11 protein-coding genes are annotated in these 15946 nt (G+C 66.2%); 8 read left to right on the forward strand and 3 right to left on the reverse strand.

The genetic code is table 11. The features are described 5' to 3' along the window. Positions 1-79: 79 nt before the first annotated feature. Positions 80-394, forward strand: a complete 315-nt coding sequence (locus J2S32_RS08300) for a 2Fe-2S iron-sulfur cluster-binding protein (protein ID WP_253520259.1) — start codon at positions 80-82, stop codon at positions 392-394. 32 nt (positions 395-426) lie between these two features. Here J2S32_RS08300 and J2S32_RS08305 read toward each other — a convergent pair whose 3' ends face one another. Further along, positions 427-1800, reverse strand: coding sequence for a patatin-like phospholipase family protein (locus tag J2S32_RS08305; protein ID WP_253520261.1), 1374 nt, complete (start codon positions 1798-1800; stop codon positions 427-429). A 25-nt stretch (positions 1801-1825) separates the two neighbouring features. Next, positions 1826-4609: a phosphoenolpyruvate carboxylase gene (locus tag J2S32_RS08310; RefSeq protein ID WP_437181934.1), complete on the reverse strand. Its 2784-nt coding sequence runs from the start codon at positions 4607-4609 to the stop codon at positions 1826-1828. A gap of 254 nt (positions 4610-4863) precedes the next feature. Between J2S32_RS08310 and mtnP the strand changes: the two genes are divergently transcribed. The 7 genes from mtnP (at position 4864) to J2S32_RS08345 (ending at position 13703) form a co-directional block, all read left to right on the forward strand. Next, positions 4864-5736, forward strand: a complete 873-nt coding sequence (gene mtnP, locus J2S32_RS08315; RefSeq protein WP_253520263.1) for an S-methyl-5'-thioadenosine phosphorylase — start codon at positions 4864-4866, stop codon at positions 5734-5736. After that, on the forward strand, positions 5733-7220 hold the full coding sequence (gene glpD / locus J2S32_RS08320; RefSeq protein WP_253520264.1) for a glycerol-3-phosphate dehydrogenase: 1488 nt from the start codon (positions 5733-5735) through the stop codon (positions 7218-7220). The genes mtnP and glpD overlap by 4 nt, the downstream gene beginning before the upstream one ends. Before the next feature lie 94 nt (positions 7221-7314). Next, positions 7315-10452: a bifunctional proline dehydrogenase/L-glutamate gamma-semialdehyde dehydrogenase PutA gene (gene putA, locus J2S32_RS08325; protein ID WP_253520265.1), complete on the forward strand. Its 3138-nt coding sequence runs from the start codon at positions 7315-7317 to the stop codon at positions 10450-10452. Between the two features lie 140 nt (positions 10453-10592). Continuing rightward, a complete protein-coding gene (gene dcd, locus J2S32_RS08330) occupies positions 10593-11147 on the forward strand; it encodes a dCTP deaminase (protein WP_160766087.1) in 555 nt (184 codons plus the stop codon). Positions 11148-11157: 10 nt separating this feature from the next. Next, complete coding sequence (locus J2S32_RS08335) at positions 11158-11940, forward strand: acyl-CoA thioesterase domain-containing protein (protein ID WP_253520266.1); 783 nt, start codon at positions 11158-11160, stop codon at positions 11938-11940. 53 nt (positions 11941-11993) lie between these two features. Beyond that, positions 11994-13169, forward strand: a complete 1176-nt coding sequence (locus J2S32_RS08340; protein WP_253520267.1) for a saccharopine dehydrogenase family protein — start codon at positions 11994-11996, stop codon at positions 13167-13169. Between the two features lie 51 nt (positions 13170-13220). Further along, a complete protein-coding gene (locus J2S32_RS08345; RefSeq protein ID WP_253520268.1) occupies positions 13221-13703 on the forward strand; it encodes a DoxX family protein in 483 nt (160 codons plus the stop codon). Positions 13704-13709: 6 nt separating this feature from the next. Here J2S32_RS08345 and J2S32_RS08350 read toward each other — a convergent pair whose 3' ends face one another. Then, positions 13710-15920: a TonB-dependent receptor gene (locus J2S32_RS08350; RefSeq protein WP_253520269.1), complete on the reverse strand. Its 2211-nt coding sequence runs from the start codon at positions 15918-15920 to the stop codon at positions 13710-13712. Positions 15921-15946: the final 26 nt, after the last annotated feature.

A 15946-nucleotide genomic window follows, 5' to 3' on the forward strand; every position in this document is an offset into this window, starting at 1 on the left:
GAGCTCGCCAGCGGCGACCCATCCGTCACCCACTCCCGCAACACCCCCAGCCGCCATCGCGCCGGAAGGAGCGCCATTCATGATCAAGCTGCACATCAAGAATCTCTCGGGCACCGAGCAAACCGTCGAGGTCGCACCGGATGGTTCGCTGATGGAAGCAATCCGCGACAGTGGTTTCCAGGACTTGCTGGCACTGTGCGGCGGATACTGTTCGTGCGCGACCTGCCACATTGTCGTGGAATCCGACTTCGTCGCGCCGGAACCGGTGTCGAGCGAGGAGGACGATTTGCTTGACGGGTCCGAGCACCGCCAGGAGGGGTCGCGATTGTCCTGCCAGATTCCGCTCACCGACGCATGTGACGGCTTGCGTTTGCGGATCGTCCCCGCAGATTGACGCTCCTCCGCCGGGCGACCGGAGCGTAAAGGCTAGGCGATCTTGCTCAGCGGCCACCACGGCCCGGTGGGGCGTTCGGCCTTGTGCCGACCCAGGTCGCGCAGCCGCGCCATGAAGGCGGGCTTGAACATCTCGTCATCCTTGAAGTTCTCGCCCACATCGCTCGGGAAGGTGTCGTAGCGGTCGGCGCTGGTCAGCATGATCTTGCCATAGGGATTGTTGAGCCGCAGCCCCGCAATCGCGCCGATCTCGCTTTCATTGACCAGCAGGTCGTAGCCGCGCTGGCCGTTCCTGAGCGGGCCCGAAGTGGTGTTGAGCGCTGCGTCGGGTTTGCGCGCGGTGGGGCCGTTGCGCACGACATAGACGGTCGGCGCCTTGCGTTCGTAATCGTCGCCGAAGCTCGCCTGCTTCATGGTCGCCAGCGCCTCCGGGCCGGTTTGCGCGGCCATCTGCTTGCGCACTTCCTGGTCGACCGCGGCCATCGCCCGGTCGAAGAACACCGAGCGGCGCACCCCGCCGTCATATTGCGTCATCGGCTTCCCATCGCTGCCCGCGACCCGCAATTGCTGGTGGAACACCGGCATGGCGGAAGACGCCATCGACGCCGCCGCCAGCGCCTGGGCCGCTGCCGCCGCATCGGGCGCAGCGTTCACCAGCTGCTTGACCTCGGCATAGCGGAACACGCCGCGTTCGGCCTCGACGAAGCCGACGAACCCTTCGATGCTCGAATTGCCGATCGCCTCGACCAGCCGCGGATCGCCGCCGGGCATCAGCGCCTCGATGATCCGCTTGCGCAGCGGCGCAGTCCCCGCCGCCGAGCCGTAGAGCGGGACGGAAATGAGCTTGGTATTGTTCACCACGTCGCTTTCGCGTTCGGGCGAATAGCCCCACACCAGCCGGTCGAGCGCGAAACGCCGCATGTCCGGGGTCTGCGCGGGGTCGAGCCCGACCATCAGCATCAGCGCCTGCAGCGAACCGGTCGAAATGCCGGTGATCACGCCAATACCCGGCAGGGCGAGTTCATCGGGGCTGTGCCGGCTCAGCGTGTCGAACAGGCCCGCGCCATAGGCCCCCCATTGGCCGCCGCCCGACAGCAGCAGCACATTGCAATCGGGCCGTTCGGCCTGGTTGTGGCATTGCACCGCATCGCGGATCGAACAGGACATGCGGTCATCCAGCGTGCAGATCTTCGCATCGGGCACATCCGCCTGCACATCGCGGATGAAGGGGCCAACATCGCCATCGACCACATGGCTGTAGAAGCCGTCGATCTCGAACGTCAGCGGCCCGCGGCGAAACAGCCGGAAGCCGAGATAGCCGAGCACGCCAAGCGCCACGATCGTCGCGCCGACTCCGAGCAGGAAATTCCCCATGACCGCATCCCCCAGGTTGATCGGGAGGGACAATGCGCCCGTATTGCGGCGAATTCAATCAGCCGTGTGCGCCGAACTCGTTGGCGATCGCGGTCGAGATCCGCAGGCACAGCGCATAGGCCTGCTCGATCGGCTCGATCGAATTGGCGCGGATCGCGGCATAGCCTTCTCCCTCGCCCAGCGGATACTCGCCCGCTTCGTCGAGCGCGAAATCGCCCTTGCGCGGAAAGCTGATGGGGAAGGCGCGGCGCAATTGCGCCAGCGCTTCGTCGATCCGCAGCGTGAACACCATTTCGAGCACATCGGTACGGCTGATGTCGTTGGCGCGGCTGAAGGCAGGCACCGAAACGACCTTGAGGAACATGTGCTGGAGCAGTGCGAGGCGCACCGCCTGAAGCACACCGATCGCGCGGCGCACGCTTTCGCGTTCGGGATGCGGATCGTCATCGGGCACGAGGTCGAACAGGCGGTGGAGCTTGAGCGCATCGACGCGCAGCCGCGAGGCCAGCCGCCGGAACACGCCGTTGCGATCGTCCTTGATCAGATATTCGGCGAGCGCTTCACAGGACTGCGCAAGATGCTGTTCGGTGCCGCGATAGGGGCGGCTCGCCCAATAGGCCGAATTGAACAATTCGCCGAAGGCGGCGACGGTCTTGATGCTGGCCAGCGCATTCGAGGCGCGGACCAGCCGCATGATCTGGCGGCCGCGCGCGCTCTCGGTGAGCAGCGCGCCAAGCTCTTCGATATTGCCTTCGGCCGCGCTGCCGACCCCGGCGATGATGTTCACCGGATAGCCCAGTTGCTGCAGGATCGCGTTGTGCGGGATCGCGCGGATCTGGCGCAGGCTCATCTCGCGATCGGCGGACAGGTCGCTCTGCCGGCGCGACTTGCGGCTGCCGGTTTCGTTGAGCAGCCCGAGGCCGAAGGCGGTAATCGCACGGCTGTAAGTCCGGCTTTCGAGATGGTCGCGCTGGTGCTCCTTGATCGCGCGGTAGAAGTCGAGGCTGAGATCGGTCCGCCGGTAGAAGGGATCGGTGGGAACGTCGGCATCGGTATGCGCCGGGCTGTGCGCGATGACCTGGGTCAGCGTGGCGAGTGCGAGATCGGGCGTGGCGAAGGGCAGATACCCATCACCGCCCTGGAAGCTTGCCTCGGGTTCGAGTGCGATCCCCGCGCGGGCGAAGCGGCGCTGCGCCCAGGCGCTGAGCGCCCATTCGATACGGTCTTCGAAACTGGAGGGATGCGCGCCGCGGCCCATGCCTTCGCCATGCGTGTTGAAGATCAGCGCGGCGACATCGGTCAGCCCGTTGGCGGCCATCGCCTCCGCCAGCCGCCCCTGTAGCCGCTCGATCGCGAGGCTGGCGGGAATCTGGCCGACGAAGCGCCCCGCATCGGAGAAACCCGTCTGGATCGCCACGCGCCCGCGCACCTTGGCATAGGCCTTGTAGTCGGGCTCGGCGAGCAGCAGGTCGAGAAACCGCCCGCCGTGTTCGAGCGCGGTCTCGGTCTCGAACAGCGGCGAGACATCGACCTTGTCGGCAATCCCGAACAGCTTGGCGAAATAGAGCGCGGCGAGCACGGTGGAGGGCTGCTCGCATTCGGCCACCAGCATGCGGATCGGCGCATCGGCGTCCACATGCTTGAGGATCTGCGCCATCGCGAGGAACTGGCGCACCGCGGTGGAGCTTTCGACCGCGAGGCTGGCGAAATTGGCGCTTTGCGGTTCAACGCTGGCGAGCAGTTCGCGCAAGGCGGCAATCGCGCCGCGGCTCGACAAGTCGATATCCGCCGCATCACCGAGCCGGGTGCGGATCGCATTGTGCAATTGCTTGGCATTCACGCGGAAATGGATCCAGCTCATGCCAAGCCCGTCGGCGCGCATGGCGGCCGCCAGCGTGCGCCGGCCGATCGCATCCTCCGCATTGCTGTCGCCCGCCTCGCTCTCGAGCTGGTCGATCAGCGGGGCAAGCGTGAGCAGCTTGGCCGGATGGTCCGCCGTCAGGCGATTGGCGGCGGCCGACATTGCCGCCGGGTCGGACAGGTCCCCGGCGAAGTCCGCCGCGCTCGCCGCCGCATGATCGCGGGCTGCGCGCAGCGCGGCGATGGCCCCATGCGCCACGTCGATTGCTTCGAGCGTATCCGCATAGCGCCCCAGCCGCTGCGCCTTTTCGGCCAGGCGGAAGGCGATCGAATTGTACCAGGTGATATCGGTGCGCCCGTCCATGTCGTAACCGACCCAGCTGGCGAAGCGGAACGGCATGGGCTGCAATTCGGTCCAGCGGTCGGGATAGGCCCCGCGCGCCTCACGCAGCACCGCGGCCACGATGCGGTCGCGCGCATCCTGCGCATTGGCCAGCGCGGCCATGGCGCATTCGTGCTCGTAGCGCAGCGTGATTTCGGGCGTCTCGGAGGGGCCCTGCGGATCGGCTTCGCGTCCCGAGGCGACCGCCGTGGCCACCGCCTCGCTCTGCCGCGGCGTTAGCAGGAAGGTGGGGTGGGCGGTAAACACCGCATGCATGTGCGGGCGTTCCCACGAGGCGCGGAAGCGCTCGAAATCATCGCCTGCCGCCGCCAGCGTGGCGAGCCGGCGATCAGCCTCCTGCGGTTCGAGCAGATTGCCGAGCCGCACAGCCCGCGCGTCGAGCGATTGCGCTTCGAGCTCGTCGACCAGTCCCGCCAGCGCATCGATCCCCAGTTCGCCGCTTTCGAGCTTGCGCGAAATGTCGAGCGAAAGTTGGAACACGGGGTTGAACAGCGGCGTCTCGCGCGTCTGGCTGTGGAGCACGCGCAGCCTATCGCTCAAGCTTGCCAGGGTCGGTTCGATCTTCGTTTCGGCCATCATCATTCCCTATGTCCCGCAGAGCGGAGGGTTCCGCGCGAAACCGGGCGCAGTGTCAAGCGGGGCGCCCATCGGTAGCGCGTGAATACCAATGCGTATGGCTCAGGTGCGCCTTGCACGCGACCCCGCATGCGAACCATTGGCCGATTTGAGGGGTGGACTTAGCCGCTGCCACCCGCCACGCCTCGCCGTCATGTTAACGCGATCTTGACCCGCGCTGCCGGACACGGATCGGCCTGCGACGCGAAAGGGAATATATGAGCGACTGGACCATCGGCATCATCGGAGGATCGGGGCTTTATGCCATCGATGCGCTCGAGGATGCGCAATGGATCCCGATCCAGTCGCCCTGGGGCCAGCCGTCGGATGAAGTCCTGTGCGGAACCATCGGCCATGTCCGCGTGCGCTTCCTGCCGCGTCATGGGCGGGGACACCGCATCGCCCCTTCGACGATCAATGCGCGCGCCAATATCGACGCGCTCAAACGCGCGGGCTGTACCGACATCCTCGCGATCAGCGCGGTCGGTTCGCTATCGGAGGACCTGGCGCCGGGCCGCTTCGTCACGGTCGACCAGTTCATCGACAACACCAAGGGTCGCCCGTCGACCTTCTTCGGCGACGGCTTCGTCACGCATGTCAGCATGGCCGACCCGGTCTGCCCGCGGCTCGCCAAACACGCTGCCAAGGCAGTCACCGGCGCGGGCGGCGAATGCACCGAAGGCGCGACCTATCTTGCGATGGAAGGTCCGCAGTTTTCGACCAGGGCGGAAAGCCGGCTCTACCGCCATTGGGGCGCCGAAGTGATCGGGATGACCGGCATGCCCGAAGCCCGGCTCGCGCGCGAGGCCGAACTGCCCTATGCGCTGCTGGCCATGGTCACCGATTACGATTGCTGGCGCGAAGAGGGCGAGGCCGTCGATCTGGCGCAGGTCGTCGAGCAGATGGAGCAGAACTCCAAACTGGCGCGCAAGGCAGTCGAGACCTTCTGCAAGGGCTTGCCGCGCAAGCGCAGCCCTTCGCCGATCGACCACGCGCTGGACAACGCGGTGATCACCGCCACCCAGCAGCACGATCGTGCCACGCTGGCCAAGCTCGACGCCATTGCCGGGCGGTTGCTCCAGCAGGGATGAGCCAGGCTTACGACCTCCTAGTCATCGGTGGCGGAATCAATGGTGCCGGGATCGCGCGCGATGCCGCCGGGCGCGGGCTGCGCGTGCTGCTGGTCGAGAAAGACGACCTAGCCTCACATACCTCATCGGCCAGCACCAAGCTGGTCCATGGCGGGCTGCGCTATCTCGAGCATTACGAGTTCCGGCTCGTCTCGGAGAGCCTGCGCGAACGCGAAGTGCTGCTGCGCAATGCACCGCATATCATCTGGCCGCTGCGCTTCGTCATGCCGCACGAACCCAGCATGCGGCCCAAATGGATGCTGCGCCTCGGCCTGTTGCTCTACGATCGCATCGGCGGGAAGATGAGCCTGCCGCGCAGCAAGCGTGTCGACCTGCGCGTCGCCCCGCATCGCGGGGTGCTGCAGGAGCGGCTGCGGGCCGGGTTCGAATATTCCGACTGCTGGGTCGAGGACGCACGGCTGGTGGTGCTGACGGTCAAGGATGCCGAGGAACGCGGCGCCGAGGTGCGGGTCGGGACCGAATGCACCGCGCTGGCGCGCGCCGCCGACGGGTGGCGGGCAACACTCCGCGATGGTGCCGGCGATAGCGAGGTGACCGCGCGCGCGGTGATCAACGCCGCTGGCCCGTTTGTCGATCGCGTGGCGAAAATCGCGCTCGGCCGCAGCACGCCGGCGCATCTGCGGCTGGTCAAGGGCAGCCACATCATCGTCTCGCGCCGCTTCCCGGGCGAGCATGCCTATATTTTCCAGCAGCCCGACGGGCGGATCGTCTTCGCCATCCCATACGAGCGCGATTTCACGCTGATCGGCACCACCGACCAGTTGTACAAGGGCGATCTCGACGACGTGCGCATCGCGCCCGAGGAAGTCACGTATCTCTGCGAAGCCGCCTCGCGCTATTTCACCAGCGCAGTGAGCGAGGAGGAGATCGTCTCCACTTATGCCGGGGTGCGCCCGCTGTACGAAGACAATGCGGCGAGCAATTCGACCGTCACGCGCGACTATGTGTTCGAGCTGGAAGCCGAGGGCGGCGCGCCGATCCTGTCGGTCTATGGCGGCAAGATCACCACCTATCGCAAGCTTGCCGATCACGCGCTGGAAAAGCTTGGCCAAGTGCTCGATCTGCCCGGCGCGGCGTGGACCGCGCAGGCGCCGCTGCCTGGGGGTGACATGGCCGATGGCGATTTCGCCGCCTTCCTGTGGCGCGCGAACGAACGCTATGGCTGGGTACCGCCCGAAATGCTCCAGCGGCTGGCGCGCGCCTATGGCACCCGGCTCGACCTCGTGCTGGGCGAGGCGACCTCGCTCGCCGATCTCGGGCGGCACTTCGGCGGCACGCTTTATGCGGCCGAGCTGCGCTATCTCGTCGCGCATGAATATGCCCGCACTGCCGAAGATGTGTTGTGGCGGCGCAGCAAGCTGGGGCTGCACCTGGCGGAGGATGCACAACAGGCCGTGACCGACTGGTTCGCCGCGCGCGACTGAGCGACGCTACGGAACCACCGCGTTCCACAATGCTTGAAAGGGAACCACCGCAGGTCCAAGGGGCCTGCTTGATCCCTCGTTCTCCCGGAGTCGTATGGCCCTGCACGATCCTGCCCGCCTGTCCCCCATTTCCCGCCAAGCGCTCCGCGAAGCCTATCGCGCGGAAGAAAATGCCTGCGTCGCCGAACGCATGGCACAGGCCGGCGCCGCCAGCGCGAAACACGCGGAAGCAGCGCGGATCGCTATCCGCCTGATCGAGGACGCGCGTCAGCGCAAGGCGAGCGGAATCGACGCGTTCCTTCATCAATACGGCCTCGCCACCGAGGAAGGCGTGGCGCTGATGTGCCTTGCCGAAGCATTGCTGCGCGTGCCCGATGCCGCCACCGCCGATGCGCTGATCCGCGACAAGATCGGCGATATCGACTGGGCCGAACATATGGGCGAAAGCTCGTCGACCTTCGTCAATGCCGCGACCTTCTCGCTGATGCTGACCGGCGAGGTACTCGACCGCCCCGAGGATGCACAGAAGGGGATGGGCAAGACGCTCAAGCGCGCGGTCAACCGGCTTGGCGAACCCGTGATCCGCACCGCGACGCTGCAGGCCATGCGCATCCTCGGCGGCCAGTTCGTCTATGGCCGCACGATCCAGGAATCGCTCAAGCGCGCCGCGCCCGAGCGTGCCCGCGGACTGACGCACAGCTTCGACATGCTGGGCGAAGCCGCGATGACCTATGACGATGCCGAACGTTACCGGGTGAATTATCACAAGGCGATCGACCGGCTGGTCAAGGAGGCCACCGGCGATGTCCGCACCGCGCCGGGCATTTCGGTCAAGCTGTCGGCGCTGCACCCGAAATATACCTTCCTTCACGCCGATCTTGCGGTGGCCGACCTGCTGCCGGTCGTGCGCGATCTCGCCACTGCGGCGCGCGATGCCAATATCCATTTCACCATCGACGCCGAGGAAGCCGACCGGCTCGAGCTGTCGATGGATCTGATCGAGGCGCTGGCGCGCGACGACAGCCTGTTCACCCGCCCCGACGGCAGCCGCTGGGAAGGCTTCGGCCTAGCCATCCAGGCCTATCAGAAGCGCGGCGTGCCGATGGTCGACTGGACCGCACGGCTGGCCCGCAAATACGACCGCAAGTTCTTCGTCCGGCTGGTCAAGGGCGCCTATTGGGATACCGAGATCAAGCTCAGCCAAGTCGGCGGGTTCAAGGATTTCCCCGTTTTCACGCGCAAGCTGGCCACCGATGTGAGCTACCTCGCCTGCGCGGAAAAGATGCTCGCCGCAGACGATGCGATCTATCCGGCGTTCGCCACGCATAACGCCTACACCATCGGCGCGATCAAGGCGCTGGCGGGCGGCAAGCCGCTCGAATTCCAGCGGCTGCACGGCATGGGCGAGGACATCTACGGCGCGCTCGCGCAGATGGAAGGCAATGATCGCACCAATGTGCGCATCTACGCCCCCACCGGCACGCATAAGGACCTGCTCGCCTATCTGGTACGGCGCCTGCTCGAAAACGGCGCGAACAGCTCGTTCGTCAATCGCATGGCCGATGCCGAAGTGCCGGCCGCCGAGCTGGCGACCGATCCGGTGGCCGACATGGCAAAGGTCGAACCGTATCGCAATCCGACGACCCCGCTGCCAACCGACATCTTCCCCGGCCGCCCCAATTCAGCCGGAATCGACCTGTCCGATCCGCTGGTGCTCGAGCCGCTGCAGGACCGCCTCGCCGCGCTCGAAAACCGCCATTGGGTGGCCGAGCCGACCTTCGTGTCGGGGGCCGAGGGCGAAGTGGCGCCGATCAACAAGCCTCACGATCTGTCCGCCGAAGTCGGGACGCGGCGCGACGCGCTCGATTTCGAAGTCGAGGAAGCGATCAGCCGCGCCGAAGCGATCCAGCCCGGCTGGGACCGGCTGGGCGGCGAGAAGCGCGCGCTGCTGCTCGATGCCGCCGCCGATCTGTTCGAGGACCATACCGACGAATTCCTCAGCCTGTGCCAGCGCGAGGCGGGCAAGACGCTGATGGACGCGGTGCTCGAACTGCGCGAAGCGGTCGATTTCCTGCGCTTCTACGCCAATGAGGCGCGGCGCCAGTTCACCGGCCCGATCCCGCTGCCCGGCCCGACCGGCGAGGAAAATCGGCTGAGCCTGCACGGCCGCGGCGTGTTTGCCTGCATCAGCCCGTGGAACTTCCCGCTGGCGATCTTCATCGGTACCCCCGCCGCCGCGCTGGCCGCGGGCAACACCGTCATCGCCAAGCCTGCCGAACAGACCCCGCTGATCGCCGCGCTCGCAGTGCGCCTGTGCCATGAAGCGGGCATTCCCGAAGCGGCGTTCCAGCTCCTGCCCGGCGCGGGCGATGTCGGCGAGATGATCACGGCGGATCCGCGCATTGCGGGCGTCGCCTTTACCGGCTCGACCCAGACCGCGCAGGCGATCAATCGCGGGCTGGCGGCACGCGAAGGCCCCATCGCCACGCTGATCGCCGAGACCGGCGGCCAGAACGCGATGATCGTCGATTCCACCGCGCTGCCCGAACAGGTGACGCGCGATGTCGTCGCCAGCGCGTTCCAGAGCGCCGGCCAGCGCTGCTCCGCCTTGCGCGTCCTCTACATCCAGGACGATGTCTATGACGACATGCTGAAGATGATCCGCGGCGGGTTCGAAGCGCTGACGATCGGCAATCCCGAACACCTTGCGACCGACGTCGGCCCGGTGATCGACATGGATGCCAAATCCTCGCTCGAGCGCCATGTCGCGCGCCGCAAGAAGGGCGGGCGACCGGTCTGGCGCCGCCGCCTGCACCGCGGCGCCAATGCCGGTTGCTACGTCGCACCGACGATCATCGAGATGGATTCGATCCTCGACCTGAAGCGCGAGAACTTCGGCCCGATCCTGCATGTGGTCCGCTGGAAGGCGTCCGACCTCGAGCGCGTGGTGGAAGATATCAACGCGACCGGTTTCGGCCTGACGCTGGGGCTCCACAGCCGCAATGACGACACGCGCGCCTTCGTGGAAGCCCGCGCCAAGGTCGGTAATTTCTACGTCAACCGCAACCAGATCGGCGCCGTTGTCGAAAGCCAGCCCTTCGGCGGCGAGGGTCTGTCGGGCACCGGCCCCAAGGCGGGCGGCCCGCATTACGTCGCGCGCTTCGCGACCGAGCGCGTGGTGTGCATCGACACGACCGCGGCTGGAGGGAACGCAACGCTACTGGCGAGCTAGATGAGGCACTAGGGCCACCCACCTCCGCTCAGGCCGAGCGGATGGGGTGCGGGTGCATTGGAGACCCAGCAATCGCCGCGATACGGGATAAATCCCGCCTCCCGCTTGCCCCCGCCCCTCACTTCGGGAATTCCTCTCCCATGGCGATTCTTTCCGACAAGTGGATCCGCGACAAGGCGCAGAACGAGGGCATGATCGAGCCCTTCGTCGAGGCGCAGCGCCGCGAAGGGGTGATCAGCTACGGGCTGTCGAGCTATGGCTATGACGCGCGTGTGGCGCCCGAGTTCAAGATCTTCACCAATGTTAACAGCGCAGTGGTCGATCCGAAGAATTTCGACGGCGACAGCCTGGTCGACCGCGAAACCGACATCTGCGTCATCCCGCCCAACAGCTTCGCGCTGGCGCGCACGGTCGAATATTTCCGCGTGCCCGAAGACGTGCTGGTGATCTGCCTCGGCAAGAGCACCTATGCGCGCTGCGGGATCATCGTGAACGTCACCCCGCTCGAACCCGGCTGGGAAGGCCATGTGACGCTGGAATTTTCCAACACCACCCCGCTGCCGGCGAAGATCTACGCCAATGAAGGCGCCTGCCAGTTCCTGTTCCTGCAGGGCAATGAGCGCTGCGAGACCACCTACCGGGACCGCGCGGGCAAATATATGGGCCAGCGCGGCGTGACGCTGCCCCGGCTGTGACCGCGATCGGATGAGCGTTTCACGCTTTCCCTTCTGGCGCGTCGCGCCGGGTCAGCGCGAGGGCGAATACGTCCTGCCGGTCATGCCGCCTGCCACGGTGGGGCCCGAAGGCGCACCGCATGTGATGGGCGGGGTCGCACTGGCGGCAGCGGTCGACGCGCTCGAACTCGCGAGCGGGCAGACGCTGCTGTGGTCGAACATCCAGTTCCTCGCCCCCACCACACATGCGGAGGAACTGGTCGTTTCCTGCGAACAGTGCGGGGGCGGCCAGTCGGTGGGCCAATGGCAGGCGGAAATTCGCAGCAACGGCCGGCTGACCCACCGCGCCAGCGCGGCGCTGGGTGCGCGCGAGCCGAGCGAGCAGCGCATCTTCGCCGCAATGCCCGATGTCCCGCCCGCAGCCGAATGCGAACCGGGCGATCGCGGCTGGGGCGTGCCCGGTACGCTGGGCGACCAGCTCGAGATCCGCGTGGCGCTGCAGGACGACGCGCGCGGCATCCAGGCGCTATGGTCGCGTTCGCAGGCGGGTTTTCAAGCGGATTCGGGTTGGCTGGCAATCGTCTCGGACTTCTTCCTCGGCGCGCATCCCGCTTCGCGCGGCGGGTCGAGCCTCGACGATACCTATCGCCATATCCAGTCGGCGGAGGATGGCTGGGTACTTTCGGTGACCGAGCTTGCCGCCTTTGATCGCGGCGTGGTCCACGGCAGCGCCCGGCACTTCGCCGAAGACGGACGCTTGCTGGCAATTTCGAGCCAGTCGGGGGTCCTCCCGCGCATTGCGCGCACGCCGTAACGTCTTTGACTCTCCCGCCCGCCACGCGCATTCAGGCGGCAAAGGAGAGACACATGGCCGACACCGAATTCGACATCATCGTCTATGGCGCCACCGGATATACCGGGCGCCTCGTCGCGGAGCATTTCGTGCGTGAATATGGCGCAGCGGCGGATAGGCCGAAATGGGCCATGGCCGGGCGGAGCATGGACAAGCTCGAAGCGGTCCGTGACGAAATCGGCGCACCGGCCACGACCCCGCTGGTGGTCGCCGATGCCGACGATCCCGCCAGCCTCGAAGCGATGTGCCGCCGGACCAAGGTCGTCCTCAGCACCGTCGGCCCCTACCAGCTCTACGGCGACAAGCTGGTTGCCGCCTGCGTCAAAACGGGCACCGACTATGCCGATCTGTGCGGCGAACCGGCATGGATGCGCGAGCAGATCGACCTCCACCACGAAGCCGCCAAGGCCAGCGGCGCGCGGATCACCTTTTCGAGCGGGTTCGATTCGATCCCCTTCGATCTCGGCGTGCTGATGCTCCAGCACGAAGCGGTCGCCCGCCACGGTTCGCCCGCGCCGCGGGTCAAGGGCCGCGTTCGCGCGATGCAAGGCACCTTCTCGGGCGGCACCGCGGCCAGCCTGACCGCGACGATGAAGGCGGCGGCGAAGAACCCCGGGATCATCAAGGTGCTCAACGATCCCTTCGGCCTCGCCCCCGGTTTCGACGGCCCCGACCAGCCTTCGGGCATGATCCCGCATTATGAGGACGAGCTGGGCAAATGGGCCGCGCCGTTCATCATGGCGACGATCAACACCAAGAACGTCCACCGCACCAATTTCCTGCGCGGGCATCCTTATGGCGAGGACTTCCGCTATGACGAGATGATGCTCACCAGCCCCGGCGAAGCGGGCAAGGCGGCGGCCAATGCGGTGGTCGACATGCTCAAGAACCCGTTTGGCGCCAAGCCGCCCAAGCCCGGCGAAGGGCCGAGCAAGGACGAGCGCGAGAACGGGTATTACGACGTGCTGTTCGTGGGCGAATGGCCCGATGGCAAACGGCTCCACTACGGGGTCAAGGGCAAGTATGATCCCGGCTATGGCTCGACCAGCCGGATGCTGGCCGAAACCGGCATGGCCCTGCTCGACAGCGATGCCGAAGGCGGCGTCGGCACGCCCGGCTCGTTCCTCGGCGAAGCGCTGGTCGAACGTCTGCGCGACCATGCCGAATTGCGGTTCGCCGTCGAGGAGTAGGAGGCGGGGTCGCGACCGCGGCGCCGAACAACACCACAGGGGAGAGAGACAATGGCTACCATCGCAGCACTGATCGGGCGTATCCTACTCGGCGCATTGTTCGTCATGGCCGGGCTCGGCAAGGTCATGGATCCGGCGGCGACCGCTGCCTACATGGAAGCCGAATCGCCCTTTCCCGGTAGCCTTGCGCTTGCCGTGGGCGTGTTCGAGGTCGTGGCGGGACTGATCCTGGCAAGCGGCTTCATGACGCGGCTGGCCAGCCTCGCACTGCTCGTCTTCACCGCGCTGGCGACGCTGTTCTTCCACGAACAGGTGACCGACCAGACGCAGGCGGCGATGGCGCTCAAGAACGTCGCCATTATCGGCGGTCTGCTGATGGTGTTCGCCTATGGCCAGGTCCGCGGCCAGGTCGGCCTGTGGCGCGAACGTGACCGCGCGCATGATGCCGAGGTCAAGGCCGCGCATGCCGAAGGGAAAGCCGAAGGGGCGACCGCCGCGGCTGTTCGCAGCGATCGCCCCGCCGACAGTGTCTGACCCGGCCTAGAAGCTGGCGCGGATGCTCGCGCTGAAATTGCGCCCCGCCAGCGGCACGAAATCCTTGGTGACGCTGGTGTGGCGGCGCGCGGTCACATCGAAGATGTTGTCGGCCTTGAGCATCAGCGTGATCGACTCGTTCCCGTGCAGCGGGCGCCAGGCGAGCGCGGCATTGACGAAGGTGTAGCCCTCGGTCGCCGTCTCATACGCCGCGATGTCGTTCTGGTCGTCATACCATTCCACTTCGCCGCGCAGGTCGAAGGCATCGGTCGAAGCGGTCAGGGCGGCCGCGAGGTGAAGCGGCGGAATCCGCGGCACGAAGCTGTCGTCGGCGAGCCTGGCATGGACATAGTCGCCCTGCAGCTCGGTCCCCACGGTGAAATCGCCGGTATCGATCAGGTCGAAAGCCATTTCGCCCTCGATCCCGGTATAGGTCGCATTCTGCTGGAGGAAGAGAAACACCGGTAGATCGTCTTCTTCCTCGCCATCCTGCGCGAGGTAGATGAAATCGTCGAACCAGCTGCGATAGGCGGCGATGCTGAAGCGCGCCCCGCCCACGCTGCCGCGGGCGAAGATTTCCGCACCCCAGGCGCGTTCGATATCGAGATCGGGATTGCCGATCTCGAACGCTTGCGTGGCAATATGCGGACCGTTGGAGAACAGTTCCTCGCCCGCAGGTGCACGCGCCACGCGGGACAGGTTGATCCCCGTCCGGACGGTCGGCGAGACCTCGTAGGCCAGGCCGACCGCGCCCGAGAAGGTGTCGAAACTGCGTTCGATACCCAGCGTGGTCGCATCGACCCTGGTGTTTTCGTAGCGTAGCGAGCCTTCGACCTCGAACGGGCCGTCGCCATATTCCTGGAGCGCGAAAAAGGCGATCTGTTCGGTGCGGTTGGGCGCCACGAAGGCTTCCGCGCCGACCGCTTCGAAATCGCGGAAGTAATATTGCGTGCCCAACGAACCGCGCCAGGCGCCCGAGGTATTCTGGACCAGCTCAGCCCGCGCTTCGAGACCTTCGACCTCGAACACCGTGCCGATCTCGTCGCCTTCGAATTCGGTATGGGTATAGTCCGAATACCCCGCGCGGATTTTCAGCCGCTCGAAGAACCCTTCGCCGAGGAAGATATCGCCGCGCAGGTCGGCGCGGTACTGGCGCAGGCCGATGCTGACCTGCTCTTCGCCATGCTCTTCCTCGCCGTGTTCGTCTTCGTCGTGATCCTCGTCCTCATGGCCTTCTTCCTCGCCATGATGATGCCCCGCACCCGGCCGGCCGGGAACCCCATAGGCAGTGTCGTAGACGCCGAAGGAAACACCCAGATTGCTATCGCCCTTGAAGAAGGCGAGTCCCGCATTGGCAGTCCAGGTTTCGGTCGCGCTATTGGGCAACACGCCGCGCTGGTCGGCGGCCTCGCGCAGTTCCTCGGCCTCTTCGAACTCGCCCTCGTCCTCTTCTTCGGCAGCATCTGCGAGGATTTCGGCGCGCAGCGCAGGCGCCACCGAGAACCCGGCAATCTCGAGATCGTCGCTTTCGCGCCATGATCCGTCGACATGTGCCACGAAGCCGCTGGTGCCGAAGGGCACATCGACCGAGCCGCCGAATTCGCGCAGATCGCTGGCGGTGTCGGTGCGGGCGACAAAATCGACATGCACCGGCTCGTCCGGCACCCGGCGCGGGATCCGCTTGTCGATCACGTTTACCGCGCCGCCAATCGCCTGGCTACCGAACAGCAGCACGGCAGGCCCGCGCAATACCTCGATGCTCTCGGCGGTCAGCGGGTCGATCGAGACGGCGTGATCGTCGGATGTGTTGGAGGCATCGATTGCGCCGATGCCGTCGACCAGCACCTTGACGCGTTCGCCCGAGAGGCCCCGCAGGATCGGGCGCGAGGCGCCCGGCGCGAAGCCCGATGCCGAAACGCCGGGCAGGCTGGCGAGCACTTCGCCCAGCTGGCCATCCATATTGCGCTGCAATTCGTCTGCCTCGACGACGCTGGTGCCCGCCAGGAGGTCGAATTCGCGCAGGCCCTGCGCGCTGACGATGATCTGGCCCTGATAGTTGATCCGGCGGTCGTGCAGGTCTTCGGCCGGGGGCGCGTCCTGTCCCTCCTCCTGTTCGGCATCGACCTGTTGGGCCAACGCCGGACCGGCGGCCAGCATGGCCGCGAGCGAGAAAGTGGAGACGACAAGGCCAAGCGAGTGCTTTGAACGATACAACATATCCTGGGTGTTAACGGCGTTGGCCG

The sequence above is a fragment of the Qipengyuania citrea genome, from assembly GCF_024171405.1.
GTDB classification, from domain to species: Bacteria; Pseudomonadota; Alphaproteobacteria; order Sphingomonadales; family Sphingomonadaceae; genus Qipengyuania; species Qipengyuania profunda.